The organism is Fusibacter sp. A1, from assembly GCF_004125825.1.
Taxonomy (GTDB): domain Bacteria; phylum Bacillota; class Clostridia; order Peptostreptococcales; family Acidaminobacteraceae; genus QQWI01.
The window spans coordinates 65,426-91,541 of sequence record NZ_QQWI01000007.1 but is presented as its reverse complement, the minus strand read 5'-3'; the positions used below and the strand labels follow the sequence as shown (position 1 = coordinate 91,541).

18 protein-coding genes are annotated in these 26,116 nt (G+C 43.2%); 17 read left to right on the top strand and 1 reads right to left on the bottom strand.

The window, feature by feature from the left end:
- Positions 1-9: 9 nt before the first annotated feature.
- From DWB64_RS11430 to DWB64_RS11410, 5 genes are all read left to right on the top strand, one after another.
- A complete protein-coding gene (locus DWB64_RS11430) occupies positions 10-366 on the top strand; it encodes a lipopolysaccharide assembly LapA domain-containing protein (protein WP_129488376.1) in 357 nt (118 codons plus the stop codon).
- Positions 367-2,739: a single-stranded-DNA-specific exonuclease RecJ gene (gene recJ, locus DWB64_RS11425; RefSeq protein WP_129488375.1), complete on the top strand. Its 2,373-nt coding sequence runs from the start codon at positions 367-369 to the stop codon at positions 2,737-2,739.
- Positions 2,740-2,749: 10 nt separating this feature from the next.
- A complete protein-coding gene (locus tag DWB64_RS11420; protein WP_129488374.1) occupies positions 2,750-3,262 on the top strand; it encodes an adenine phosphoribosyltransferase in 513 nt (170 codons plus the stop codon).
- A 179-nt stretch (positions 3,263-3,441) separates the two neighbouring features.
- Entirely contained in the window at positions 3,442-4,542 is a 1,101-nt protein-coding gene (gene hisC, locus DWB64_RS11415) for a histidinol-phosphate transaminase (RefSeq protein ID WP_129488373.1), read from the top strand.
- 209 nt (positions 4,543-4,751) lie between these two features.
- A complete protein-coding gene (locus tag DWB64_RS11410) occupies positions 4,752-6,656 on the top strand; it encodes an amylo-alpha-1,6-glucosidase (RefSeq protein WP_164980376.1) in 1,905 nt (634 codons plus the stop codon).
- A 99-nt stretch (positions 6,657-6,755) separates the two neighbouring features.
- Here DWB64_RS11410 and DWB64_RS11405 read toward each other — a convergent pair whose 3' ends face one another.
- Positions 6,756-8,264, bottom strand: a complete 1,509-nt coding sequence (locus DWB64_RS11405) for an alpha-amylase family glycosyl hydrolase (RefSeq protein WP_164980375.1) — start codon at positions 8,262-8,264, stop codon at positions 6,756-6,758.
- Positions 8,265-8,692: 428 nt separating this feature from the next.
- Here DWB64_RS11405 and DWB64_RS11400 point away from each other — a divergent pair, with 428 nt between their 5' ends.
- From DWB64_RS11400 to DWB64_RS11345, 12 genes are all read left to right on the top strand, one after another.
- Positions 8,693-9,991: a maltose ABC transporter substrate-binding protein gene (locus DWB64_RS11400; RefSeq protein ID WP_129488370.1), complete on the top strand. Its 1,299-nt coding sequence runs from the start codon at positions 8,693-8,695 to the stop codon at positions 9,989-9,991.
- Between the two features lie 101 nt (positions 9,992-10,092).
- Positions 10,093-11,373 carry a sugar ABC transporter permease gene (locus tag DWB64_RS11395; RefSeq protein WP_129488369.1) on the top strand — a complete coding sequence of 427 codons (1,281 nt, stop codon included), beginning with the start codon at positions 10,093-10,095 and terminating at the stop codon, positions 11,371-11,373.
- Positions 11,373-12,212, top strand: coding sequence for a sugar ABC transporter permease (locus DWB64_RS11390; protein ID WP_129488368.1), 840 nt, complete (start codon positions 11,373-11,375; stop codon positions 12,210-12,212). The genes DWB64_RS11395 and DWB64_RS11390 overlap by 1 nt, the downstream gene beginning before the upstream one ends.
- Before the next feature lie 65 nt (positions 12,213-12,277).
- Entirely contained in the window at positions 12,278-13,270 is a 993-nt protein-coding gene (locus DWB64_RS11385; protein ID WP_129488367.1) for a LacI family DNA-binding transcriptional regulator, read from the top strand.
- Positions 13,271-13,322: 52 nt separating this feature from the next.
- A complete protein-coding gene (locus DWB64_RS11380) occupies positions 13,323-15,407 on the top strand; it encodes a TIM-barrel domain-containing protein (RefSeq protein WP_129488366.1) in 2,085 nt (694 codons plus the stop codon).
- 10 nt (positions 15,408-15,417) lie between these two features.
- Entirely contained in the window at positions 15,418-16,896 is a 1,479-nt protein-coding gene (malQ, locus tag DWB64_RS11375; RefSeq protein ID WP_129488365.1) for a 4-alpha-glucanotransferase, read from the top strand.
- Between the two features lie 9 nt (positions 16,897-16,905).
- Entirely contained in the window at positions 16,906-18,132 is a 1,227-nt protein-coding gene (locus tag DWB64_RS11370; RefSeq protein WP_129488364.1) for a helix-turn-helix transcriptional regulator, read from the top strand.
- Positions 18,133-18,245: 113 nt separating this feature from the next.
- Positions 18,246-20,099, top strand: a complete 1,854-nt coding sequence (locus DWB64_RS11365; RefSeq protein ID WP_129488363.1) for a glycoside hydrolase family 13 protein — start codon at positions 18,246-18,248, stop codon at positions 20,097-20,099.
- Positions 20,100-20,160: 61 nt separating this feature from the next.
- The gene (locus tag DWB64_RS11360; RefSeq protein ID WP_164980374.1) at positions 20,161-22,515 is read left to right on the top strand and encodes a TIM-barrel domain-containing protein; all 2,355 of its coding nucleotides are present in this window, start codon (positions 20,161-20,163) and stop codon (positions 22,513-22,515) included.
- A gap of 833 nt (positions 22,516-23,348) precedes the next feature.
- Positions 23,349-24,278 carry a hypothetical protein gene (locus DWB64_RS11355; protein WP_129488361.1) on the top strand — a complete coding sequence of 310 codons (930 nt, stop codon included), beginning with the start codon at positions 23,349-23,351 and terminating at the stop codon, positions 24,276-24,278.
- Between the two features lie 656 nt (positions 24,279-24,934).
- A complete protein-coding gene (locus tag DWB64_RS11350; RefSeq protein ID WP_164980373.1) occupies positions 24,935-25,780 on the top strand; it encodes an HAAS domain-containing protein in 846 nt (281 codons plus the stop codon).
- Positions 25,781-26,098, top strand: coding sequence for a PadR family transcriptional regulator (locus tag DWB64_RS11345; protein ID WP_129488359.1), 318 nt, complete (start codon positions 25,781-25,783; stop codon positions 26,096-26,098).
- Positions 26,099-26,116 lie beyond the last annotated feature (18 nt).

Below are 26,116 nucleotides of genomic sequence, written 5' to 3'. Positions count from 1 at the left end.
GAGGAAGTCATGCAAAAATCATTTGTAGTCACATTAATTTTCGCGGTTTTTATTGCAATCTTTGCAGTCATGAACTCAGCTATGGTTAGCATCAATTTGTTTTTTGCAAGCTTTCAACTTTCGCAAGCCGTCGTTATTCTCATTTCTGCAGCAATCGGTGCGATATGCATGTACGGACTAAGTTTCGTACAGGTATTTTCACTAAAAAAACAGGTGAAAGTTTTAAATAAGAAACTTGAAACCGCAGAAAAATTCAGTGTTATAGAAAAATCAGCTGATGAAGTGCCTGTTGATTCGTCTTTGAACGTCGATGCGACGAACAAGTCGGTTGAGGGTAAGTTGGCTGAACAGTCAAAGGAATCATAAATGAAACCTAAACGTTGGATAATCAGCGCTGCAGGTGAATCGGCAATCTATGAGGACCAACGACCAATAGCCTCTGTTCTAAGGAACAGGGGCTTTAAAACCCCATCGGATATTGATGAGTTTATGTCACCTACCTTGGATAAGATGCATGATCCTTTTTTACTACCCGACATGAGGAAAATTGTCGAAAGGGTAAAGGAGGCTGTTTCAAGTGGAGAACGTATCGTCATCTATGGGGATTATGATGTCGACGGGATAACCAGCACATCGATTCTGATGCGAGCGCTAACTGTGTTAAATGCGAATGTGGGCTATTACATTCCAAAGAGACTATCTGAGGGTTACGGACTAAACAGTGATGCTATTCTTGAACTTGCTAGGCAGAATACGAATGTGATCATAACAGTCGATTGCGGTATAACATCCGTCGAACAGGCAGCGCTAGCTAAGGAAAATCATGTGGATCTGATCATTACAGATCACCATGAGTGTCAGGAGACGCTTCCTGATGCTTTTGCGCTTTGTAATCCTAAGCTCCCGACAAGCGAGTATCCATTTGACATGCTGGCTGGCGCGGGCATCGCTTTAAAACTTGCGCAGGCGATTTTGGGTGAACGGTTTATAGAAGTTGAGAATGAACTGTTTTCACTTTCGGCGATTGGAACGATCGCAGATCTTGCGCCCTTAAACGGTGAGAACAGAATCATCGCAAAATTCGGTTTGCAGGCAATCAGACAGGCGAACCTTGAAGGTGTACATGCCCTGATAGAAGTATCGGGTATCAAGAATAAACCGGTCACTGCAGGTCACGTGGGATTCATGATCGGTCCTAGGATCAATGCTGTCGGTAGACTTGAAGATGCTGCAGAAGGTGTTGATCTCTTACTCACTGAGGATGCCGCTAGAGCGCGTGTGACTGCCAAAAGGTTAGATGAGCTAAACCAGGAGAGACAAGAGACCGAACGAAAGATTGTAAAAGAGGCACTTGATAAGATCGCATCCGAGTCCATTCATTCGTCAAGCGGCATTATCGTTGTTTGGGGAAAGGGATGGCATGAAGGTGTCGTCGGCATTGTCGCATCAAGGCTTACAGAGAAGTTTTACAGGCCGTCTATCGTACTGGTTGAAAAAGAGGACGGATATAAAGGTAGTGCCCGAAGTATCGAGGGATATTCGATATTCGATGCGCTACTTAGTCAAAAACAGTGGCTGTCAAAGTTCGGCGGTCATGAGCAGGCTGCAGGACTTTCGCTTATGCGTGAGAACCTACCGGCCCTCCTGGAAGGACTAAAGACCTTTAACCAGAAGCATCTGACGGCAGACTTGCTCGTTCAAAAGCTTAAGCTTGACAAGCGGCTTCATTCTAGAGAAATCAATCATGATCTACTTAGCGACCTGGATCTGCTTGAACCATACGGGCTAGGTAATCCAAGACCGGTGTTCAGGTATGACCACTTGAAGGTCGAAAACGCAAAAATGATTGGTAAGGACGCATCTCATCTAAAATTGGCGATCAATGAGAATTATCGACTACTTGAGGCTCTGCAGTTTAAATATGGAGACCGCTTGGTCCCTAAACGGAATTCAAGAGTGGATCTTGCCTTTCAGCTCGAATTGAACAGCTTTAACGGAGTTGAATCGATTCAGCTTTTGTTGAAAGACATCAGGCAATATGAACCCGAAGTGAGCCTATTCAATAAAACATGGTATGTGCTTTACCTGATGATCCTGTTCGATAGAATGAAAAGCCAAGCATCTCATGGTTTTATCGACGACTTCGAGGGTATGAAGTGGATAGCACGAGATTCTGATGTCGTTGAAGGGTTTGTCGCAAATAAATCAAAGCTCAATGTGCATAGTTATGAGGGACTGCTGGAACTTGCATACGCCTATCATGACCTTGGGTTGGATCTGTTTGAAGCACTCAAGCTAACTACGTGTGCGATTGATCTAATGCCTCTTGAAGCTCAGTTCGGCAGTGTCAATTTTGATGTTCCGGTACTAAATAGTCCGAATGAGGTTGCTGAAACGCTGAGTCGATCGCTTGACCACTTTGTCATCGCTAGCAAGGTGGATGATCTTTATTTTGACAGGGCTCATTTTGCTGCGCTTTATCAGAGGATAAAGATTGACAGGGTGGTGGATCTGAAGACGCTTCTAATTTCGTCACAGACCGCGATTCTGGATCTGATCGCCATCCACTTTTTTGAAGAAGCTGGATTTATCACTTTATCAGGTGGCCAGATCAGTATCAATACGGACAAACATAATAAAGTTACTTTTGAACATTCGATGATGAATGAAAAGTTAATACAAATGAAGAACAGTTTTATAAAAGTTCACCAAGCGCTGAGTGCGAGAAGTGACTTATAGGAGGATAATCATGGATTTAAAATCGAAAATCAGAGAAGTACAGGACTTTCCGAAGCCTGGCATAGGGTTTAAGGATATCACAACAATTCTTCAAGATGGAGAAGTGTATCATTATGCGATCGATCAGTTCATAAAATCACTGGAAGGCGTTGACTACGATGTGATTATCGGACCTGAAGCACGTGGGTTTTTAGTTGGAGCTCCTCTTGCATACGCGCTTAAGAAGTCGTTTGTTCCAGTCAGAAAACCAGGGAAACTACCTTATGAGACAGCTGAATACACTTACGAGCTCGAATATGGTACAGATACGCTTCAAATGCATATTGATGCTGTGAAGCCTGGTCAAAAGGTCGTGATCGTCGACGATCTACTTGCAACTGGTGGTACTGTAAACGCTGTTGCCAAGCTCGTTGAGCAAATGGGTGGCGAAGTCGTTAAAATGGTATTCTTAATTGATTTGACATTCCTAAACGGCAGAGAGTTGTTGAAAGACTACGACATCGACGCAATCGTTGAATATTAATTTGTAAATAGTAACACTTCGGTGTTGCTATTTTTTTTTAAGCATTAAAAAAAGTTAAGAAAGTTTATGCATATGTTCCTGTTAATCGCGTGACAAGAGCATTAATTTTCATTATAATAAATGTATGAATCATGCGAAAACGTTTGCATTTGTGCTTACGACAACATAAGGGGGAGACTATGTCTTTATTTAGAAAAGAGCTAGAAACGCTTAAGAAGTATGTTCCAGGCAAGCCGATTGAAGAAGTTAAAAAGGAATATGGATTGACTGATATTGTGAAATTAGCTTCTAATGAAAATCCACTTGGACCTTCTCCAAAAGCAATTGAAGCAATAAAAAATGAGGCGGCCAACATCCACATCTATCCAGATGGCTCAGCGGCTGAGCTACGCGGGAAAATGGCAAAAAAACTTAACATCTCTGCCGACCAGATCATGTTTGGCAACGGTGGTGAGGAAATTATAAAAATGCTCGCATACGCGCTTGTCGGTTCAGAGGACGAAGTCATTTTCGCATGGCCTTCATTCTCGCTTTATGACATCGCTACAAGTCAGATGGGCGGAAAAGCTGTCAGAATCGGTATGAAAGAAGACTTCAAGCATGACTTCAAGGCTTTCATCGAGGCAGTGAATGATAAGACTAAAATGATTTACGTCTGCAATCCGAACAACCCGACAGGTAACATCATGACTGTTGATGAAGTCAACTACCTGATTGACAATATTCCAGAAGACGTGATCTTGGTGCTTGACGAGGCATACTACGAGTTTGCCAGAGTCAATCCAAACTATCCGAACGGTCTTGATATCCTTGCTAAAAGACCGAATACGATCTTGATCCGTACCTTCTCCAAAGTAGCCGGTTTAGCGGGAATCCGTGTCGGCTATATGATCTCGTCCGAGGCGATCATTTCTGAAATGACAAAAGTAAAGAATGTGTTCAACTTAAATAGAATCGCTCAAGTTGCCGGTATGGCCGCACTTGATGATGATGACCATATCAACAAGACTGTTGAGCTGAACTACATCTCCCTTGGAATGATGGAGGAGTTCTTTGACAGTAAAAACCTCGTTTATACAGAGTCCAACGCGAATTTCGTATGGGTGAACGTGGGTCATGATTCAAGAGTCATCAATGAAGAACTTTTAAAAAGAGGTGTGATCATCCGTCCTGGATTCTTGTGGGGTAGCGATAACTACATCCGTGTTTCGACAGGAACCATCGAGCATACCCAAAGATTTATTGACGCGCTCGAAGATGTACTCGATAATTTGGCGTAGACAGATTGATAATTTTTTAAGTTAAGGCGGTCGCATCACCATCGGTGGTTCGACCGTTTTTTTTGCAGTTCATTATATCATTTAAGCGATTTATCTATAGAATGGTATCTTAAACAGTTCAATCAGGACTGAATTTCACAAATTCAAAGTGAAGTCATCTCCTAAAACGCCTGTTAAACTAGTAATGAAAATGTGAAATGGAGATAATCATGATAAAATTCGATCAAAGCAAAGCAAATGAACAAGAAGTACTTATCACAAACGGTTTAGGTGGATACAGCCTATTGAGTACGTCTGGAATCAATTTTAGAAAGTACCACAGTCTTTATACGGTGAGCCTAAAAGCACCGGTTGCCAGAACCCATATTCTTAGTAAACTACTGATGACCCTGTCAATCGGTGGCAAGAGCCATCAGTTGAATGCCGATTTAAAAGAGGCTTCTGATAGCAAATACAGCTATGCCACTTCGGTGACAAACACGGGTGCGGTTATTGAGAAATATGAGGTTGAGGGAGTATGCGTTACTCGTAGGAGAGCCTTTGACTATTTAACGAGTCGTATGGGCATCTGCTATGAGATTGTTTCTGATGTGGATGCAAAGCTGACGATTTCGCCGCTATTCAATATACGCGACCATCACGACGCAGTGCCTGTGACGATGGAGGATTACAGCTACGACTATGTTTTGGAGTCGAAGGCTTTGATTTGTAAAACGGCACTCTCGGGTGCGGTGCTTGTCAGTGAACTTGAGTTTACACCGAATGTAAGGCTGTCTGAAACGTCCTACTACAAGACAGAGACAAGAAGAGGATATCCTGACCTTGAAAACCATTACTGCCCTGGCGATTACAGTTATGCGATAAGTAAAGGAACTCAGGAGTTTTCAATGACGATTGATTTGGAAATGCATGAAGTAGGCCACGCCAAAGAAATCATAGCAAAAGAAGAAAAGCGTATAACTGATTTTGAGCGAAATGTGAACTTGAAAGACAAGCGGTTTGAACCACTTGTTTTGGCTAGCGACCAGTTTATCGTGGAAAGATCGACGACTGGTACAAAAACGGTCATCGCAGGATATCCTTGGTTTACCGATTGGGGAAGAGATACCATGATCGCCCTACCGGGACTCACACTCGAAACCGGAAGATACGCTGAAGCGCTGGAGCTTATCGAGACCTTCATAGCCTATCAAAAGCAGGGGGTTATTCCCAATAACTTCCCAGATGATGATGAAGAGCCTATGTATAACACTGCTGATGCGACACTTTGGCTATATCAGGCTATTTTTGCCTATTATCAAAAGACAAAAGACGATGCGTCTATCAAACGATTGTTCCCTAAGCTTGAAGAGATGTTCTCTTACTTGCTTGCTGGAACGATCAATGACATCTATGTCGATGAAGATGGACTCATGAGCACAGGTAACGAAAAGACACAGCTCACTTGGATGGATGTCAAGGTAAATGGATGGGTAGTGACACCACGACATGGAAAAGCCGTTGAGATCAACGCACTATTTTATAACGCCCTTTGCGTGATGGATGCCTTCTCAAAGATTGTCGATGCCGATAGGGACTATGCGAAGTTGGCATCCAAAGTGAAGTTGAAATTCAATGAACTCTTTTGGAATGAAAAGGAAAACCGTCTGTATGATCTGATCATCGACGGTGTAAGGCATGACATCATTCGGCCGAATATGCTGTTTGCAATCAGTCTACCCTTCACCGCACTCAACAGGGATAAATGGGAAGCTGTCGTAAACACCGCACAGGACCACTTGCTGTTCGATTACGGACTTAGAAGTGTGAGCCCTGAAGATAAGGATTATCATGGAAAGTACGAAGGTGACCTTTTAAGCAGGGACGGCGCCTATCATAGAGGTGCGGGCTGGGGATGGCTGATCGGCCCTTACTTGGAGGCTCACTATAAGACTTTCAACGACAAGGACTACATCAAGGAAAGATTGGACCTTCTACTTCCTCATTTAAATCAAGCTGCGATCGGAAGCATCTCAGAGAATTTTGAAGGAGATGCACCAAACGCTCCTAGAGGATGCTGCGCGCAGGCATGGTCTGTGGCAGAAGTGCTTAGGATTGTAAGGATGATGGAGTAGGGGAAAATGCCGGTTGGTGATTGGTGATTTTGATTGAAGAGTTGTAGGGATAATATGCAAAGAGGTGCGATCTTAATGGATCGCACCTCTTTTATGTTGCTAATCTTCCACTTTGTATACTGCGATGCCTAGTTCGGGCATTTGGATCTGCCATGTGCCTGAGCTGATTATGGCTGCTGGTGTGTCTTGCAGTAAGGCTTGTGATGTGTTGTGGTCATAGTCGAAGGTGATTGTCTTTTCTTTCTTTTCGGTGTTGAGTACGACTAGCATTGTTCCATCTGGACCTTTGCTCGTGTAAACAAGGTGTTTGACGTCATAGTCGATGACGGTCAATTCGCCCATGTACTTGCTGCGAAGCTCAACGAGCTGTTTTGTAAATGCAAGCATTTGAGATCCCTCGACCTCATCCCATGCCATCATCCTTCTGTTATCAGGATCCGCACCGCCTTCCATCGCGATTTCGGTGCCGTAGTAGAGTACTGGAATGGCTGGGTAGCTATACATCAAGGTCATAGCCTGTTTTAGATAGGCTTCGCCGTTTTCTTTGCTGACAGATACAAATCTTGGATTGTCATGATTATCGATAAAGATACCGTTCAAATCCGGACGCTCAAAGTTGGTGTCCTTTTGGATTGCGTTGATTAGTGTCCTCACATCGCTGAGCGGAGAAAAAGCAGCGGTGATACCTGCATATAGCGAATAGTTGGTGTTTCCGTCGATGCCTTCCTTATGGTACAACTCGATATATCTGGCGTTATCGCTCCAGACTTCGCCAAGTAGGAAAAAGTCGGGATAGTCCTCTTTGATACCTGCTGAGAAGGCTCTCCAAAAGTCTTTTGGGACGTGCCTCACGGTATCCAGTCTAAATCCGTCGATGCCGGTTTCGCTGATCCACCATTTTGCATTCTCGATAAAATAACTTTCAACTTCAGGATTGGACTGGTCTAAATCAGGAAGTCCCGCAAGCCATCCGTTTTCGATAAGAACAGGATCCGACCAGTTGGTGATATCTTTATGTTCATGAAACCAGCTAGCCTTTTGCGGATCGTTAATCCAAGGAGAATCATAACCCGTATGATTGACAATGTAGTCAAGAATGACTTTAATATCACGATTATGAGCTTCATCGACTAGTCTTTTGAAGTCGTCCATTGATCCGAGGTGAGGGTCGACACTATAAAAGTCATGTATCCAGTAGCCATGATAACCATCCTGACCGTTTGTCATTACCGGAGTCAACCAGATGGCAGTCGCTCCAAGTGAGGCGATGTAATCCAGTTTTTCTGTAATGCCTTGAAGATCTCCACCTTGAAACTTAGTTGGACTTGTGGGGTCGGTATCTTCCAGGTTGCTGGATGCGCTAGCATCGTAAAATCTATCGGTCATGACAAAATAGATGATGTCATTTTTACTAAATATCCCTCCATCATTATCCACCGGAAGTTGTTCCGGTATCTGTACCGACTCACTGTCGTCCTCCTTACTTTCGTCTTGCAGGGTTGCCTTACCATTGTCTGATATTGGATCAAACTCTGGATTTACAACAGGTTGGATGGTACAACCGACTAAAATTAGACTACTCAAAGCAATTGCTATTAGTTTTTTCATGTTCCACTCCTTTGTCATTTTACTTAAGTATAAACTACATAAATAACAAGTGCAATCGGTTGCACTGATATTAATTTGACAAATCCAAAAGGTGTAACCGCTTATATCACACACATGGTATCGTTTCCGCAAAAAAAGTGATTAGAAATGTTGATAGGGGATATATATAAGCTGGAAACGTTTTCGGTTGCGCAATATGGTGAAACACGTGCCATGTTTAGTGCTCCAAGCTAACAATCAAAATTTATTAAGAAGAAAATCAAAATTAGAATCATGTATTTGCAATTGGTGTATACGATTATGTTATCAAATCGTAAAATTACCTGTTGACATGTGTTTTGATGCTTACTATAATGAGATTGTGCAAACGGTTGCATTGAGTTGCAACTAAAAACTAAACGAACTATTTTAAGGGGAGGACTTTTCAAATGAAAAGAGTTTTAAGTCTTGTACTGGCACTTATGCTTGTACTATCATTAGCAGCTTGTAAGCCTGCTGAAGTAGCACCAACTGAAACACCTGCTGAAACACCAGCTGAGACTCAAGCTGAAACACCTGCTGAAACACCTGCAGACGACGCATTGATGCCTGAAGAAGGCGCTGAGCTTCTTGTATGGGAATCACAAGGTGCAGAACTTGAATTTATGCAAGAAATGGCTGCAGCTTTCGAAGCTGAATACGGCGTAAAAGTAACTGTAGAAAACGTTGAACACACAGACGCTGGTGGCCGTATGGCTCAAGATGGTCCTGCTGGTGTTGGTGCGGACGTGTTCGCAGCTCCACATGACCACACTGGTAACCTTGTTGCATCTGGTCTTGTTGTTCCAAACATGTTTGCAGATGAAATGAAAGAGCAAATGATCGACGCAGCTATCATCGCATCTTCATTTGACGGCGAAGTTTTCGGTTTCCCAAGAGCGATCGAAACTTATGCAATGTTCTACAACAAAGATATCTTCCCAACTCCTCCTGCTACATATGAAGAGTTAATCGCTTTCGGTAAAGAGTACACTGATGTAAACGCTAACCAATATGCATTCTACATGGATGTTGACAACGCTTACTTCGTACAATCATTCCTAGCTGGCGGCGGCGGTTACGTATTTGGTAACGGTGGTTCGGATGCTACTGATGTAGGTCTTGATTCAGAAGGCGCTATCTTCGGTATCAACGAAATGATGAAACTTAAAGAAATCCTTCCAATTCCATCTGGCGATGCTGATTACGGTCCAATGATGGGTCTATTTAACGAAGGTAAAGTCGGCGCAGTGATCACTGGCCCATGGGAAATCGCTGCTCTTAGAGATTCATCTCTTAACTGGGGTATCGCTCAACTTCCTAAACTTTCAAACGGCAACGATTCAGCTCCTTTCTCAGGCGTAAGAAACCTTTATGTTTCTGCTTACTCTGAGTACCCTGTAGCTGCTCAAATGTTTGCTAAATTCTATACTTCAAATGAAAACTTAATGGCGCGTTTCGCTAAGACTGGTCAAATCCCAACGTTTAAAGGCGCTGCTGAAATGCCAGAAATCATGGCTGACGAAGCTGTAGCTGCTATCGCTAACCAAGCTGCATACTCTATCCCAATGCCTTCAATCCCTGAAATTCAATTGTTCTGGGGTCCAATGGGCGCTGCATACGGTATCATCTGGAACGAAGAAGTTACAGTTGAAGAAGGTCTAAAAAATGCTGCTGAGCAAGTTAGATCTGATATCGCTAACCAATAATATTCAGTTTTAAAGAATAGACAATTAATGAGGGAATCCATTCGGATTCCCTCGATAATTGATAGGGCAATTAATTTAGGGTACATGTAAAGGGTGATGACATGAATAACATCAAAAAAGCGGGTATCCTCTCAACACTTTTCATGGGGCTAGGCCAGTTTTATAATAAAGAATGGTTTAAAGGTATTATCTATGCGCTTATCGAGGTAATCTTCATAGTAAACGCTTTAAACGGTTCGCTTTATATGACGTTTTGGGGACTAATCACGCTAGGTGAAACAAAAGGTGTTAAGGGCGATCATTCAATCAATTTACTAATTAACAGTTTAATGGCAATAATCGTTTTAGGTTTATTTGTATTAGTTTACTTTATCAACATCAAAGATGCGAAAGAAGCAAGAAAGCGCATCGAAGCAGGGGAAAAAGCAGAGTCGATCAAAGGTACACTCGTGAGACTCAACACTACCTATTTCCCACATGTAATGATGGCACCAGGCGCACTACTTATTTTATTCTTTACTTTTCTTCCGATCCTATTCACTACCCTGATCGCATTCACAAACTTTGCGGCACCTTATCACTTGCCACCAGGCAATTTGGTAGACTGGGTGGGTTTTGAAAACTTTGTAAAACTGGTGACACTACCAGGATGGAAAGAGACATTCTTTGGCGTGTTCGGCTGGACACTTGTTTGGACGGTAGCTACGACTGTACTCAACTACTTCGGTGGTTTAGGACTGGCGCTGCTTACAAACTCAAAAGATATTAAATTCAAAAAACTATGGCGTACATTATTCATCGTTCCATATGCCATACCAGCGTTTATTTCACTCCTTACTTTCAGGTTGATCCTTAGTGGACCTGGTCCGCTAAATTCGACGCTATTGCAGTTTGGATGGATCAGTGAGAAAATTCCGTTCCTGACAGATCCGACACTTGCTAAAATTGTGGTTATCGTCGTTTACATGTGGGCGGGTTCGCCTTATTGGATGGCGCTAATGTCAGGTATTTTAACAAACATAGATGCATCACTTTATGAAGCATCCGATATCGATGGCGCTTCAAAGTGGCAACAGTTCACAAAGATCACAGTACCGATGGTGTTGTTCCAAACAGCTCCGCTACTGATTATGACTTTTGCCCATAACTTTAACAACTTTGGCATGATCTATCTCTTAAACAGCGGTAATCCTGCCAATCCGGTATACAAGCAGGCTGGATCGACCGATATCCTGATTTCTTGGATCTACAAGATGACCCTTGAAAAACAATGGTACGGTATGGCCGCCGCGGTTACGATTGTGATATTCCTTATTGTAGCGACATTTGCTGTGATTGGATTTACACAAACCAAGTCGTTTAAAGAGGAGGACATGATATAATGGATAATTTACAATTTAAGAAACTCCTAAAAAAAGCGATTATGTATGCGTTGCTTTTGATGGTCACATTCATTTTTATCGTTCCTTCAATTTGGATCGTGGGTTCATCTTTTAATCAGGGTACAAACATTTTCAGTACGACGCTGATACCTAAGAATCCAACATTGTTCCATTATAAAGAACTTTTATTCAATACCGATTATCCATTATGGTTCGGTAATACGCTAAAAATTGCCACGCTCAACATGCTTTTATCATTAGTTTTGACAATCTCGACAGCGATGGCGTTTTCGAGATTCAAATTTAAGGGAAAGAAGATCACGATGATGACGATCCTGATTCTTCAGATGTTCCCATCCATGCTTGCGATGATGGCTCTTTATGTAATACTGAATAGATTCGGTTTACTCAACACTCACCTGGGACTAGTCATCGTATACGCTACAGGACAGATCCCGTTTAACACATGGCTTGTAAAAGGCTATTTGGATGCTATTCCTAAAAGTCTTGATGAGGCAGCACGAATAGATGGTGCGAGCAACATCACAATTGTAACAAAGGTGGTACTTCCGCTAGCAAAACCGATCTTAGTATTTGTCGCACTTCAAAACTTTATCGGACCTTGGTTTGACTTTGTACTGCCTCAGGTAATACTTAGAAGCCAAGATAAATGGACGCTCGCACTTGGTCTGTTTAGATGGGTAGCGGATAGGGCGCAGAACAACTTCACGATGTTTGCCGCAGGTGCCGTACTGGTAACCATACCGATCACCATACTTTGGGCAATATTCCAGAAACACATTGTTGAAGGATTAGCAGCTGGAGCAAGTAAAGGTTAAATAAATTTTCACGAATCTTCCATTCTCTGCTATACTAGTTGTGAATATAAATGAGGAGTGAACTTATGCCAGTTACAATAAGAGATGTAGCAAAACTTGCGAACGTATCACCATCAACGGTGTCACGGGTGATTGCAGATCACCCTAAAATATCAAATCAAACAAAAACAATTGTATTACACGCAATGAAAGAGTTGAACTATAAACCCAACGCCATTGCCCGAAGCCTTGCGAATAGAAAAACAAGCACACTGGGGATCATCATCCCGAACTCAGATGAGAACCTATTCAGCAATCCGTTTTTCATACAGGTTATGAGAGGAATCAGCATCTACTCTCAGAAGCACGGTTATAGAATCGTGTACACCTATAGCAGCAAGGAAGAGGAAGAAGTGAAATTCATTAAGGAGTACATCGAGTCAAACCTTGTGGATGGAATCATCTTGATGACAACCGTAAAAAATGACCAATGTACAAAATTCTTAAGAGAGGCTGATTTTCCATTTGTCGTGATTGGACGCCCTGAGCATACCGAAAAGACGCTCTGGGTGGATAACGACAACTTTCAGGCCGCTTATAATATGGTGAATTTACTGATTGGCAAAGGGTATACTAAAATCGGATTTATCGGTGGTAGTTTATCGTATAACTTTTCAAGCGATCGTTACGATGGTTTTTTGAGAGCGCTCAATGTGCGAGGCATAGATGTGAACCCTGATTGGGTTGTTCACAGTAGTGCTTTCGATGTTGTAAGCGGTTATGAGGCATGTGCCAAAATGTTTGAGCATGATGGTCCAGAAGCGATTGTTACAATTGATGATCTTCTTGGCTATGGTGCGATGAAGTGGCTTGATGAAATGGGTAAAAACGAGGTGAAGGTTACTGGGTTCAATAACATTCAAATGAGTGTCTATCAGGAATCCAACATGACATCCGTTGATATCCACCCTGACGAACTGGGGTATCAGGCAACCAAACTTTTAATCAGCAAATTGGCAGGTAGTGCTGTTCATAACCATTGCATCGTCGATACTGACATTATTGAAAGAAATCTTTAGCAAACTCAAAGAGACCGATTCGGTCTCTTTTTATTTAACTTTGGAGGTTAAGGTGCAGACGATTAAGAAATTTAGATTCGGTACTCCGATTCCAACCTACGCGGTGACTCAACCGGTTGATACCTCAAAAGAAAACCCTTCTTTTGTAACTATTCATGAGAATCACGCCATAATCACTATGAATTTATCTGAAAGAACTTCGGTTTATGGCTTAGGTCAACAGTTAGGTGGTATAAATAAACGAGGTAGAAAATATGAGTCTTACTGTACGGATGATCCTCATCATACAGAAGACAAGACGACGCTCTACGGTTCCCATAACTTCTTTTTAGTTTTAGATGATCAGGCAAATGGATTTTACCTTGATTTTGCAGGCAGAGTCGCCTATGACATAGGCTACACAGACGAATCTCTGCTAACAATCAAAGTGTTCGGTACCGATTTTGATCTTTATCAGTTTAAGCCTGATACCCCCGAAGCTGTTGTGACTGAATTTAGAAAGATCATCGGGAAACCCTATATGCCACCAAAGTGGGCGTTTGGATATTTTCAGTCTAGATGGGGATACAGTAGTGAAAAGGACCTGCTTGAAGTAAAGGATGCCTTTTCTAAAAACGACTTGCCCCTTGAAGGAATTTATGTCGATATCGACTATATGGAAAGGTTCAAAGACTTTTCTGTCAACAAGGAGACCTATCCTGATTTTAAGGGATTGGTCAATACATTTAAAAAAGACAACCAATACCTTGTACCTATCATCGATGCCGGTGTGAAAATTGAAAAAGGCTATGATGTGTATGAACAAGGTCTAAAGGGTGATCATTTTGTCAAAGGAGATGACGGCAAACCCTATACGGCAGCAGTTTGGCCGGGTCACGTTCATTTTCCAGATTTTTTGAGGCCTGAAACAAGAGAATGGTTCGGCGACTTGTACAAGTATCTGATCAATCAAGGGATTGTAGGCATATGGAATGACATGAACGAACCTGCAATTTTTTACGATGATAAGAAACTGGGCCAGGCGATAAAAAAAGCCAAGGACAGCGAGGGTAAGAACCTTGACATCCATACCTACTTTGAGCTTGGTGATGTGTTCAGAAACCTGAGTAACCATCAGGACTACTATGACACGATGATCCACAGCTATGAAGGAAAAGAATACAGCAATGACGAGGTACATAATCTTTACGGTTATTTCATGACTCAGTCCGCTTTTGAAGGATTTGAGAAGCATTTACCAGGCATCAGACCGCTGATCCTGTCAAGGGCCTCGCATATAGGCATGCACAGGTATGGTGGCATCTGGACAGGTGACAACGCATCATGGTGGTCGCATTTGGAGACCAATGTAAAGCAAATGTCCTCACTCAGCATGGTAGGGTTTTTATACAGTGGCGCTGATACCGGCGGATTTGGAGCCAACACCAGTGCTCAGCTGCTTTCGAGATGGCTGCAGTTTAGCGTGTTTACGCCTCTTTTAAGAAACCACTCCGCCATAGGAACAAGAAACCAGGAACCATACCAGTTTAGCGAGGAAGCCACATCGATCAATAGAGAGTTGATCAAGGTGAGATACCGTCTTCTTCCCTTTATCTATTCGGAATACCTTAAAGCGGTAACAGACGATAAGATGCTCTTTAAGCCCTTGACCTTTGCGTATGATGATGAAAGGGTAGGGGATATCGAAGATCAGATCATGCTTGGTGATCACGTGATGCTGGTTCCTGTAGTGAAGCACAATCAAAGAGGAAGAATGGTCTATCTGCCAGAAGATATGATGCTTGTGAGTATGGACTCAAAAGACATTGAACTTAAGGTTTATGAAAAAGGAGACCATTATCTCAGCTATGACCTTGATAAAGTGATGTTCTTCCTTAAAAAGGATGCCATGATTCCTATCATAGAATCTGTGAACAACACAAAAGAAACAGAAGATAAAGACATCACCTGGATCGGTTATGCCACTAAAAAGGCTAGCTACCGCTTAATGGATGACGATGGTGTCCATAAGACACAAACTGCTAAAACGCTTATAGACCGTGTGGTGACTATCGATTTGGCCGGTAAGACTTTAGGTGATACGTTCATTTTGCTCGGTGAAAACAGCAGATTGGATATAAGAGATAAAGACAAATAGGAGGATATTTATGAAAGAAAGAGCAAGTGGCATCTTGATGCACATTTCGTCACTTCCATCACCATATGGAATCGGTGATTTTGGACAGACAGCATATGATTTTGTGGACTTTCTAAAAAAAGCAAAACAAAAGGTGTGGCAAATACTTCCTATTGGAATCACAGGCTATGGCGATTCGCCTTACCAGTCATTTTCGGCATATGCGGGCAATCCGTATTTTATAGATCTTGACGCACTCGTAGAACAGGGTTTTTTACGAAAAGATGAGATTCTAAAGGCGAACCTCGGTAATAACTCTGAATCGATAGAGTATGATAAGTTATACTTTCATAAGATGCCGCTCCTTAAAATAGCTTATGACAGGGCAAAAGGAAAAATACAAGGTGAGTTGGATGCCTTTTACAAAGAGCAAATCGACTGGTTGGAATCTTTTGCGCTATACATGTCGATCAAGGCCCATCACAATAACGGTTCGTGGTTGGAATGGCCTAAGGAATACGATTCGATCAACAACACGCAGGTAAAACTGTTTGCTAAAGAATATAAGGATGAGATTTTCTTCTGGGTGTTCACGCAGTACCTTGTGTACGGTCAGTGGAAGGCGCTTAAGAGCTATGCCAACGAGCATGGTATTTCGATCGTGGGAGACCTGCCGATCTACGTATCGGAAGACAGCGCCGACGTATGGGCGAATCCTAGACTATTCAAACTTGACGAAAAGTTCAATCCGATCACTGTGGCGGGGTGCCCGCCAGACGCATTCGCGGCAACCGGTCAATTATGGGGAAATCCGATATACGACTGGGAATACATGGACACGCATGGCTACAAGTGGTGGATCGAGAGAATCGAGCATAGTTTTGAATTATTCGACATCGTAAGAATCGACCACTTCAGAGGCTTCCAAGATTTTTGGGAGATTCCATATGGAGATGAAACCGCGGAAAACGGGGCATGGACAAAAGGTCCAAGTAAAAAGCTGTTCGACGCCATTAGAAATGCGCTTGGTCAAGTGAACATCATCGCAGAAGACCTTGGATTCATGACCGATGAAGTGACCGAGCTGAGAGAATACACGAACTTCCCGGGGATGAAAGTACTGCAGTTCGCTTTTGACTCTAGAGAAGAGAGTGACTACCTACCTCATAACTATGATAAGAACTGCATCGCATACACCGGCACCCATGACAACGATACGGTAAACGGATGGCTTGAGGCTGTGGACGGCGAAGACAAGGAGTTTGCGATCAAATACTGCAAGCTTGATGAGACAGAAGGCTACAACTGGGGTCTTATCAGGACTGCGTGGGCGTCAACTGCGTACCTTTCTGTAGCACAGATGCAAGACTTCTTAGGACTAGGGTCAGAAGCTAGAATGAACATTCCATCAACACTTGGCGGTAACTGGGTATGGAGAGTAAGACCCGAAATGCTAAGCGATGAACTCGCCGAAAAAATTGCGGATATCACACTTCTATACAGACGATAGGAGCATCACGTGGACAAGCTGATCAATAAAACAAATGGAAAGGTTTTGGGGTCGATCATCAAGATGAACCGATTGCGCCAAAACATGTCTCAAAAGGCTTTGTCAGAAGGAATATGTGTCAATTCGTACTTAAGTAGAATCGAAAATGCTGAAATACTGCCATCAGAAGAGGTCATAGGTGACCTCTTTTCGGCACTTGCAATCGACTACCGAGACGATGAGGTCTTTATCAATAAGGCGTATGAAGATTTCAACGCTTTTTTGGACGGATTGATGTTCAACGAGTTCGATCAGTCCAATAAGATGTTTTTAGAGATTGAAACAAACGAGGAGGCCTATGTCAACTCACCTGTCATCATCGACTATTACATTATCAAGCTTGCCTATTACTGTACGCAAAGCAGAGAAGTGTTCAACGAGACCAAATCGCTTTTAAAATCGGTTAAGGAACTGATGACACCCTCTCAAAAGTTCAAGTATTATCTGTATACGGGCATAGATACCCTAAAGGTGGCTGCGGATATCGAAAAAGCGAAAGTGCAGTTCGAAAAGGCGGCGCAGTTCGGTTCGAACGGCCATTTGTACAACTGGCTCGGCTATGCACAGCTCGCCTCTAAACGGCCGATACAAGCGATGGACCACTTGAAAAAAGCGCTTGAATGCTATGTGTCTGATGGTAACATCACAAGTATCATCGGCGCATACGAAATGATCGGGCTCATCTACTATACGGTCAGCGACTATCAGTCGGGTATCGAATCGTATAAAAAGGCGCTAAGGTATGCGAAATCGACCAATAGGGACTACCATGTCATCAATATCAGCAATCAGATCGCTTGGGGGCTGATGAGAACATCAAGATACGATCAAGCGCTGGAAACGCTTGTTGACGACCGCTACAACAGCGACATCACCGTCAATGCGAGTGTGACAAAGTTTTTAATCGGTTATTATCTTAAAAGTCCGGTCATGCTTGACGCCTTAAAACAGGAGTTCAACTACAGAAACAAATCGATGCATAGGATGATCTATTCGGTGCTGCTTTACGACGAGTACTTTGACGACAAGGGAACATGGCTCATCGGTGAGGATGAACTCAAGTCGCTGTACGAATTTGCAGCCGCGACCCACTTTGAGCTTGAAAAAGCCTTTAGGGAAATCGCGATCGACTACTATAAATCGCATAGAAAATACAAGGAAGCGCTGATGCTGACAGAAGGACATATGGAGTTGTGAAAATAACTCCATTTTTTTCTATTCAAAGGATGTAAGCGTTTGCCTTTTAGCAATACGGTACACTAGCTCCTGAACCCGATTAGGGTTACAATTTAGAAAAAGGAGAATGACAGATGAACGTACATGGAATACATCACGAAGCAAAAACAAAATATGCTTATGCATTTGACGAAAAGACGCTACATATCAAATTAAGAACCGTTAAATCCGACATCGACGAGGTGCACGTCATTTGGGGCGATCCCTTCGACTGGGGTCCTAACCCGAACAACGACAATATCTGGGAATGGAACTCATCGGATGCCGAAGAACTTAAAATGACGATTGAGTATAGCGACAACGATTTTGACTATTGGTTCTTGCAGGTTAAGCCTGAATGGAAAAGAGTGAAATACGGCTTTGTACTGATCAAAGGTGAGCACGAAGTGTTGTACGGTTCGCGCGGCTTTTTCAACCTTGATGAAATGCCCAAAAAGAGATACAACATCTCTGACTACTTCAACTTTCCCTATATCAACGAAGAAGACCTGTTTAAGGCGCCCAAGTGGGTCAAGGATACGGTCTGGTATCAGATTTTTCCTGAGCGCTTTGCAAACGGGGATAAAAGCATTGACTTGAAGGGCACTTTAAAATGGGGCAGCAAAGACCCTGTCAACAACGAAATGTTGTTTGGTGGAGACCTGCAGGGCATCGTGGACCATCTTGATTACATCAAGGATCTTGGGATCACTGGCGTTTACTTCACGCCGATCTTTGAAGCGTCTGCGACACATAAGTACGATACGATCGACTACTTTAAGATCGACCCGGCGTTTGGGTCTAACGACCTCTTTAAGACGCTTGTAAAAGAGGCGCATAAGCGCGGAATCAAGATCATGCTAGATGCCGTGTTCAACCACTGCGGATTCAAACACCCTTACTTTCAGGATGTAGCTGAAAAAGGTTCCAAATCAAAATACTTTGACTGGTTCCACATCTTAAGAGAGCCTGTCATCAACTTTGAAATGAAGCACGGGTTCCCTAAACCACATGCTCACGAAGTGACAGGAAAATTAAACTACGAAACATTTGCGTTCACACCCAACATGCCTAAGTGGCGTACTGGTAATCCTGACTGCGAAGCCTATCTGCTGGATGTGGCGCGCTACTGGATCGAAGAATACGACATCGACGGCTGGAGGCTTGATGTCTCTAACGAAGTCAGCCATGACTTCTGGCGCAAGTTTAGAAGAATGACTAAAAAAATCAAACCCGATCTGTTTATTCTTGGCGAAAACTGGGATGATTCCAATCCGTGGCTGCAGGGCGACCAGTTCGACGGCGTGATGAACTACGAGTTCACGTTCCCTGTATGGCACCTATTAGGGCACGAAAAGCACGTGGATTACAACTATTCGCCGCAAAAGTTTAGAAACGCAATCTCAAAACTACTTGTCACGTATCCTAAGCATGTCGCACCAAATATGTTTAACCTTGTGGACAGCCACGACACATCACGTATCCTATCGACCTGTGAAGGGGATGTGGACAAAACAAAACTCGCCTTTGTGCTGCTGCTTACATTTGGCGGATCACCAAGCGTGTACTACGGAAGCGAACAAGGCCTTACAGGCTTTGGCGACCAGAACAGACAGTGCATGATCTGGGATACTGAAAAGCAGGATAAAACCATGCACGCCTTTATCAAGCAGCTGATAGCGATCAGACACAGTGAGAAGACGACTAGAGAAATCGACATCCACTTTATCACAGAAGGTGACTTTAAAGACCTAGTGGCGTATGAAAAGCGAACAGAAGATGAGACCTTGCTCGTCATTATGAACACAAACGACTACGAAAAAGAAGTAAAGGTACCCCTGGAGCTGCAAAGGCACTATAAAGACCTGATGACATCAGAAGCTATCGAACTGACAGAAACCCTTAGCCTAAAAGCCAAAGGATTCAGACTGTTGAAAGCCAAACTATAAAACCGATAAAAGGGGGCTATGTTGCCCCTTTTTTGTCATGAACGAATCAAAGGAGCAAAAAATGAAAAAACATCTCCTCGTATTGCTATTTATCCTTACACTGTCGCTTACCGCATGTAGCCTAAAACCGCAACCGACGTCAGTAAATGAGGTCGTAGAACCCACAAGCGAACAGGTCGTAGCACCTGCAAAAAAACAGACGGTTCCAGTGGTTATCCGAAAAAACGGCAATGAAGTGTCCTTTGCAAAAGACGGCGTCTTCGTCTTTATCAGCTGGCTGACAGACGATGCCTTTCAAATCAGCTTCAGACCGGGTGGCGCCTATTCCACTCAAACCGAAGTCGTCGGCAGAAGCTCCTTTGACAGGGTCGACTACGAGCTGGTTGAAGAAGAAAACATCGTAACGATGACATCATCAAAACTAAAGGTTGTGATCGATTACAATGCAATGACAGTGGCCTATTATAATGCACAAGGTGAACTTCTACTTGAACAGCTTGCCTACGACGCGGCGAATATCGGTGAGTTCACCTTCAACCACACCAACGAATCAGGATTCTACGGACTGGACAGCTACGGAGCCAATGAGACATCTGAAAGGGCCATGTTTGTAGAAGACGGCGGCAGAGTGCTAGCAGGCCAGCAAGGCGATGCTGGAGCACCGTTTATCTGGTCAAAAAAATTCGGACTCTTGTTCGACAGCACCAGCGGTGACTTTAAAATCGATGATACCACCATAAACTTTGACAAGCACAACAAGGTGGACAGCACTTACTATGTCATCGTCGGAAACCCTATCGAAATCATGACAAGGCTCTACAGTATTACGGGCACTGCACCCATGTTTCCTAAATGGGCCATGGGCTTTACAAATTCCGAATGGGGAATGGACCAGAAAGAACTGACAGACATTATCACCACCTACCGTGAAAAAGAGCTGCCGATCGACAACTACACACTCGACTTCGACTGGAAGGCATGGGGTGAGGACAACTACGGCGAATTCAGATGGAACGACCAGAAGTTCCCTGACGGGTCAAGTGGAGCATTCGCAAAAGAGATGGAATCCCTTGGACTGCACCTGACAGGAATCTTCAAGCCAAGAATCCTTACGGAGACCATCCAGGGTGAATACGCGAGAAAACAAGGTTATTTCTATCCTAATCAAAAGGATTACAGAGAATACTTCAGTGGCGAGTACGCCAACGACATCGACTTTTCAAACGACACTGCTGGCGCATGGTACTTTAACAACGTCAAGCAGGCCATCGACACAGGCATCGCAGGCTACTGGAACGACGAAGCCGACGAGCTTGGTGACAACATACAGCACCTTAACATGCAAAAGGCCTTATACCTAGGACAGCGCGGTTACAACGACGTACGCGTATGGTCCATCAACCGAAACTTCTTTTTAGGAGCCCAGCGCTACGCCTATGGACTTTGGTCGGGTGACATCTACTCGGGCTTTGAGGCGATGGCAAAGCAGCGTGAAACCATGCTCACCGCCATCAACCTAGGGCAAGCGAAATGGGGAATGGACACCGGCGGATTCAACGGCCCGGATCCTACACCCGAAAACTACACAAGATGGGTGCAGATGAGCGCGTTCACACCGATCTTTAGAGTGCACTCCACAGAAAACCGCCAGCGGCAGCCGTGGGTGTTCGGTGAAACAGCCGAAGCACGCTCAAGAGAAGTCATGAACATACGTTACCAGCTCACACCTTACGTATACAGCTACGAAAGAAGAGCATACGACACTGGGCTAGGGCTAGTCACACCGATATTCTACCACCAACCGGATAACAGCGAGTTTGACAACTACATCGGCGGCTGGTATTTTGGGGACCATCTGGTCTACTACCCGGTAGTAGAAGAAGGGGCAAGCACCTTAGAAGTCACATTGCCAAATGGCGACTGGTACCATTACCAGACTGGTGAGAAGTTCGAAGGCGGCAAACACACCCTGACTGCCGACAATAAGGATTGGAGCGATGTGAACCTCTTTATCAAAGAAGGGGCCATATTGCCAAAACAGCCTATCATGCAGTACATGGACGAGTATGTGGTAAACGACCTGTCTGTAGAAGTGTTCCCGTCAGATAAGCAAACAAGCTTTACCGTTTACGACGACGACGGAAAAACCTACGCCTACGAAAACAGAGGCTACTTCAAACAAACCGTCACACAGCAAAAAGACGGTGACAGCATAACAATCATACTTGGTCAAGCAGAAGGCGAGTACCAGACCAACTATAAAACCTACACCTTCACCGTATTAGGTGAAGCCAAGCAAGTGACAGCAGATGGAAAAGCCGTTGACTTTAAAATCACCCAAACCCCCTACGGCACCGCAAGCACCTTCAAAATCGATGCCGCAACCCCAGCAACCATCACAATCAAAAGCAAGTAAACCAAAGACAAAGTCCAAAAGGACTTTGTCTTTTTACATCTAACACACACCTTCGTAGAGGCGCGGCCTCGTGTCCGCCCGCACCTAAACAAATCCACCCCCACGTAGAGGCGCGGCCTCGTGTCCGCCCGCACCTAAACAAATCCACCCCCACGTAGAGGCGCGGCCTCGTGTCCGCCCGCACCTAAACAAATCCACCCCCACGTAGGGGCGCGGCCTTGTGTCCGCCCGCTCCCAAACAAAAACCAAAAGGCAAGAGAGATACCTATTCCATAAAACCACACTAAGAAAAGCAATTATTGCAACACTTCCAGCACCTTTTTACGCATCATTTGATATTGACTACACAACTCGACCTGAACATGCACCCTTAAGGCGCTCCGCTTCAAATGCAAGAAAAGCAGGTTAGGAGGGATAAGTTCACCACAATCCTTCCTACCGATGCATCCTCATCAATCCACCACAATCCCACGTAGGGGCGCGGCCTTGTGTCCGCCCGCTCCCAAACAAAAAACCAAAAGGCAATAGAAACACTTATTCAAAAAAACTTTGCACAGTTTTAGAAGGAAAGCCTAAACCCTAAATTTAAGGCACAGTTAAGGTACAATCCGCTTTTCATTTGTTAAAATAAAGAAGTGCTTCAACTAGTTGAGTATCGATTGGACCAAAAGTAGTTGCTTAAGTAGTGATGAAGCACTATAGATATGATTGCTATGCAGCGCAAGGGCTCCTTAGTCAATGTTACGTGAAATGATTGAATTAGTGTTCCTAGAAGACTGATTCTGAGTATAGCTATAAGAACCGGCAATCCATTATGTGAAGGAGCGTGTGAAATGGTGCTAAGGAAAAGAGCGACAAAAGTTCTAAAAAGTTTACTAGTAGTCCTATTAATTCTCTCTTTATCGGGTTGTGCTTTACTCGATCTAGATGGGTCAAAAGCGAGACGAGAAGAAGCCAACAAGATGTCGAGTGAACGCATTGGTGAGATCAACAATGAGTTTGAAAGGCTATTTGAACAGAAATATGGTGAGGACTTTGAGCAACATGGAATCGCACAAATGGATGTGAATGAAATCATCTTTTGGTTCAAGTCGGTAGACACAGGCTTATTGTTTCAATCAACATACTTTGGCGATTATTACAAGGAGCCATTTACTGATGAAATGACGGGTAGGTTCCGAGATAATTACTGGCTGGGCAAGATTTCTTACGAAACAACACAGAGTTATATGCCACAAATTGATAGTATTTTTAGTGGCATTTTCGGAGAAATAGAAATCTATCCTTACTTCAACAACACCACTGAAAAGAAAGTCAAGCAGTTTCAAGCTTGGGTAGAGGACTGGGACACTGACCTTAGCGATTATTATGACCCCGACTACTTGATGACGGAATTAGAAAAAGCCCCAGATATAAGTCTGCTGGCTGTCTACTTCAAGACAGTTACAAAGGAAAACGTGGATGAACTTTATGGGGAGGTCTATAACATGGTGATGGAACTCAAGGCAACGGGTGTCAAAAAAATGAATATCCAATTTGAAATATACGATGAGAAGTATCTAACTGATGGAACCGTGGATTTGGAGAATTTTGATAAGGACAAAATATATCAGGAATCAGGCAAACAACGAATTGCGTTAAATACTCGAAACTTGATTTTAGACGAAGTTAAATCATTGAATGATTTGAAGAATGTTTTGTATGTTGTAGAACGAAATGGCGAAAATACGGATGTTTGGTTAGGAGGACAAAATGGCAACTAACATGGAACACTTAATGTTAACGGCATTAAGTTACAGTGATTTGAGAGAAAAGAATTTGATTAATGGGCAACTTCAAGATTACCACTATGAGTAACTAGCGATGGCACTAGATTCTTTTGATCCTGAAATGAAATACCGGTAACAACTCCTCGCACGGTCGCATCCTCTTGTCCCCGCCATAACCCCACGTAGGGGCGCGGCCTTGTGTCCGCCCTCTCTCAAATCCAACCGTTTCAAGAGCAATGCATATCCATAAAACCACACTAAGAAGTAATTTATGCAATACTTCAAGCCCCTATCAAAGCATTATCTAATCCCAACCAATACGATCCACTCGTACATGAACCTTTAAGGCGCTACGCTTCAAAAGCAAGAAAAAATAAAGAAAAGCAAAGAAAATCAGGCAAATCCGAAAAATAGTCACAACAACACCTCGCACCCATGCACCCAAATACCTTTCCCACACCCCACGTAGGGGCGCGGCCTTGTGTCCGCCCGCTCTCAAACAACATCTCTTCAACCATAAATTTAAGACACATTTACGACAAGCCCCATTCCACAATAAATCCAGTTTTAATAGCTATTGACCAATGAACAGTAGAGGGATATACTATAAGCAACTACTGTTCAATAATCAGTACAACAAGGAGATATTTATGAAAAAAAGAACCTATTTGTTTAAGCTGAGAAGTAAACTGTTATGGAGTCATTCAAGAAAAGACATTAATAGTATTCTATTTGATTACAATGAGTATTTCACTGTGGGTCTTTCGAATGGCAAGACGGAGGAGGAGCTAATCAAGGATTTAGGTTCGCCTTTGGATGTCGTTAATGCATTATCTGACGAACGGGATGTCTGGGCACCTTTCAAACTGATCATTAGAGTGCTAATTGGTTTTATGATCACTTTTTATACCTACGCCTACGTTACTGAAGTATCGTCTGTAGCGAATGGAGTAGGGCTGCATTTGCTTTTTACTATGATAAGCCCGATTGGTCTTTGGTTGTTGTTAGGTGGCGATTTAGGTTACCAGCAGTTGAGAAATGATAAAACGAAGTGGTATGAAAATATCGACAAAGTCTTGAGACGTGTACTGCTGTTGCAGATTATCCTATCGATCGTAATTGTTCTACAATTATCTTGGGTTGCAGAGTATACGGTTGCCTATAATAAACTGCCCTTTGGTATTGCCAATCACTATGCAAGATGGTTTTTAGAACCGAGTTTTCATTTAGGTACACTCGTTGGTGTCTTCACTTTGTTTAAGATCGGTTCAGATTATCGACGAAAATTTAAAAATACGCTTCCGCTGATTTTTCTTTCGGTTGGTCTTATCTATTCGATTCGCTTATTCATATATAGTGTGGGTTCTGATTTTGGTACTGATGGGTATAGCATGGTGAAAATGATATTTGCAAGCTTTATGCCGGCTTTGTTGGGTCTAGTGCTAACGTTAGCTTCCTATATGCTGTTTTCAAGTTTTAGTGATAGAGGTGAGTAAATGAATGCACAAATTAAAAAAGGGATTCTTGAAATGTGTATTTTACAGATACTTATTAAAGAAGAGCTGTACGGTTACGATATTATGAAAAAAATGAATGAGCATTTCCCAGAAGTGAATGAAAGTACATTTTATTCGATTTTGAGAAGGCTGAATAAGGATGGCGCGACAGAAACTTATTTAGGCGAAGTATCAAATGGTCCCAAAAGAAAGTATTACAAAGTGACAGATTATGGGCGTTCAAAACTTAATGAGGATGTAAGGAGCTGGAAACAGATTAATGTCATCATGACTGACTTGGGCATTGATTTGCTGTAAGCAGACCGGCTGTATAAG

Bases quoted from the DNA above. Each gene is read 5' to 3' on its own strand.
- recJ (WP_129488375.1), top strand. From the start codon at position 367: ATGAAACCTAAACGTTGGATAATCAGCGCTGCAGGTGAATCGGCAATC.
- DWB64_RS11360 (WP_164980374.1), top strand. From the start codon at position 20,161: ATGAAAAAACATCTCCTCGTATTGCTATTTATCCTTACACTGTCGCTT.
- DWB64_RS11365 (WP_129488363.1), top strand. From the start codon at position 18,246: ATGAACGTACATGGAATACATCACGAAGCAAAAACAAAATATGCTTAT.
- DWB64_RS11400 (WP_129488370.1), top strand. From the start codon at position 8,693: ATGAAAAGAGTTTTAAGTCTTGTACTGGCACTTATGCTTGTACTATCA.
- DWB64_RS11390 (WP_129488368.1), top strand. From the start codon at position 11,373: ATGGATAATTTACAATTTAAGAAACTCCTAAAAAAAGCGATTATGTAT.
- DWB64_RS11350 (WP_164980373.1), top strand. From the start codon at position 24,935: ATGAAAAAAAGAACCTATTTGTTTAAGCTGAGAAGTAAACTGTTATGG.
- DWB64_RS11410 (WP_164980376.1), top strand. From the start codon at position 4,752: ATGATAAAATTCGATCAAAGCAAAGCAAATGAACAAGAAGTACTTATC.
- DWB64_RS11385 (WP_129488367.1), top strand. From the start codon at position 12,278: ATGCCAGTTACAATAAGAGATGTAGCAAAACTTGCGAACGTATCACCA.
- DWB64_RS11405 (WP_164980375.1), bottom strand. From the start codon at position 8,264: ATGAAAAAACTAATAGCAATTGCTTTGAGTAGTCTAATTTTAGTCGGT.
- DWB64_RS11395 (WP_129488369.1), top strand. From the start codon at position 10,093: ATGAATAACATCAAAAAAGCGGGTATCCTCTCAACACTTTTCATGGGG.
- DWB64_RS11430 (WP_129488376.1), top strand. From the start codon at position 10: ATGCAAAAATCATTTGTAGTCACATTAATTTTCGCGGTTTTTATTGCA.
- DWB64_RS11420 (WP_129488374.1), top strand. From the start codon at position 2,750: ATGGATTTAAAATCGAAAATCAGAGAAGTACAGGACTTTCCGAAGCCT.
- malQ (WP_129488365.1), top strand. From the start codon at position 15,418: ATGAAAGAAAGAGCAAGTGGCATCTTGATGCACATTTCGTCACTTCCA.
- DWB64_RS11355 (WP_129488361.1), top strand. From the start codon at position 23,349: ATGGTGCTAAGGAAAAGAGCGACAAAAGTTCTAAAAAGTTTACTAGTA.
- hisC (WP_129488373.1), top strand. From the start codon at position 3,442: ATGTCTTTATTTAGAAAAGAGCTAGAAACGCTTAAGAAGTATGTTCCA.
- DWB64_RS11345 (WP_129488359.1), top strand. From the start codon at position 25,781: ATGAATGCACAAATTAAAAAAGGGATTCTTGAAATGTGTATTTTACAG.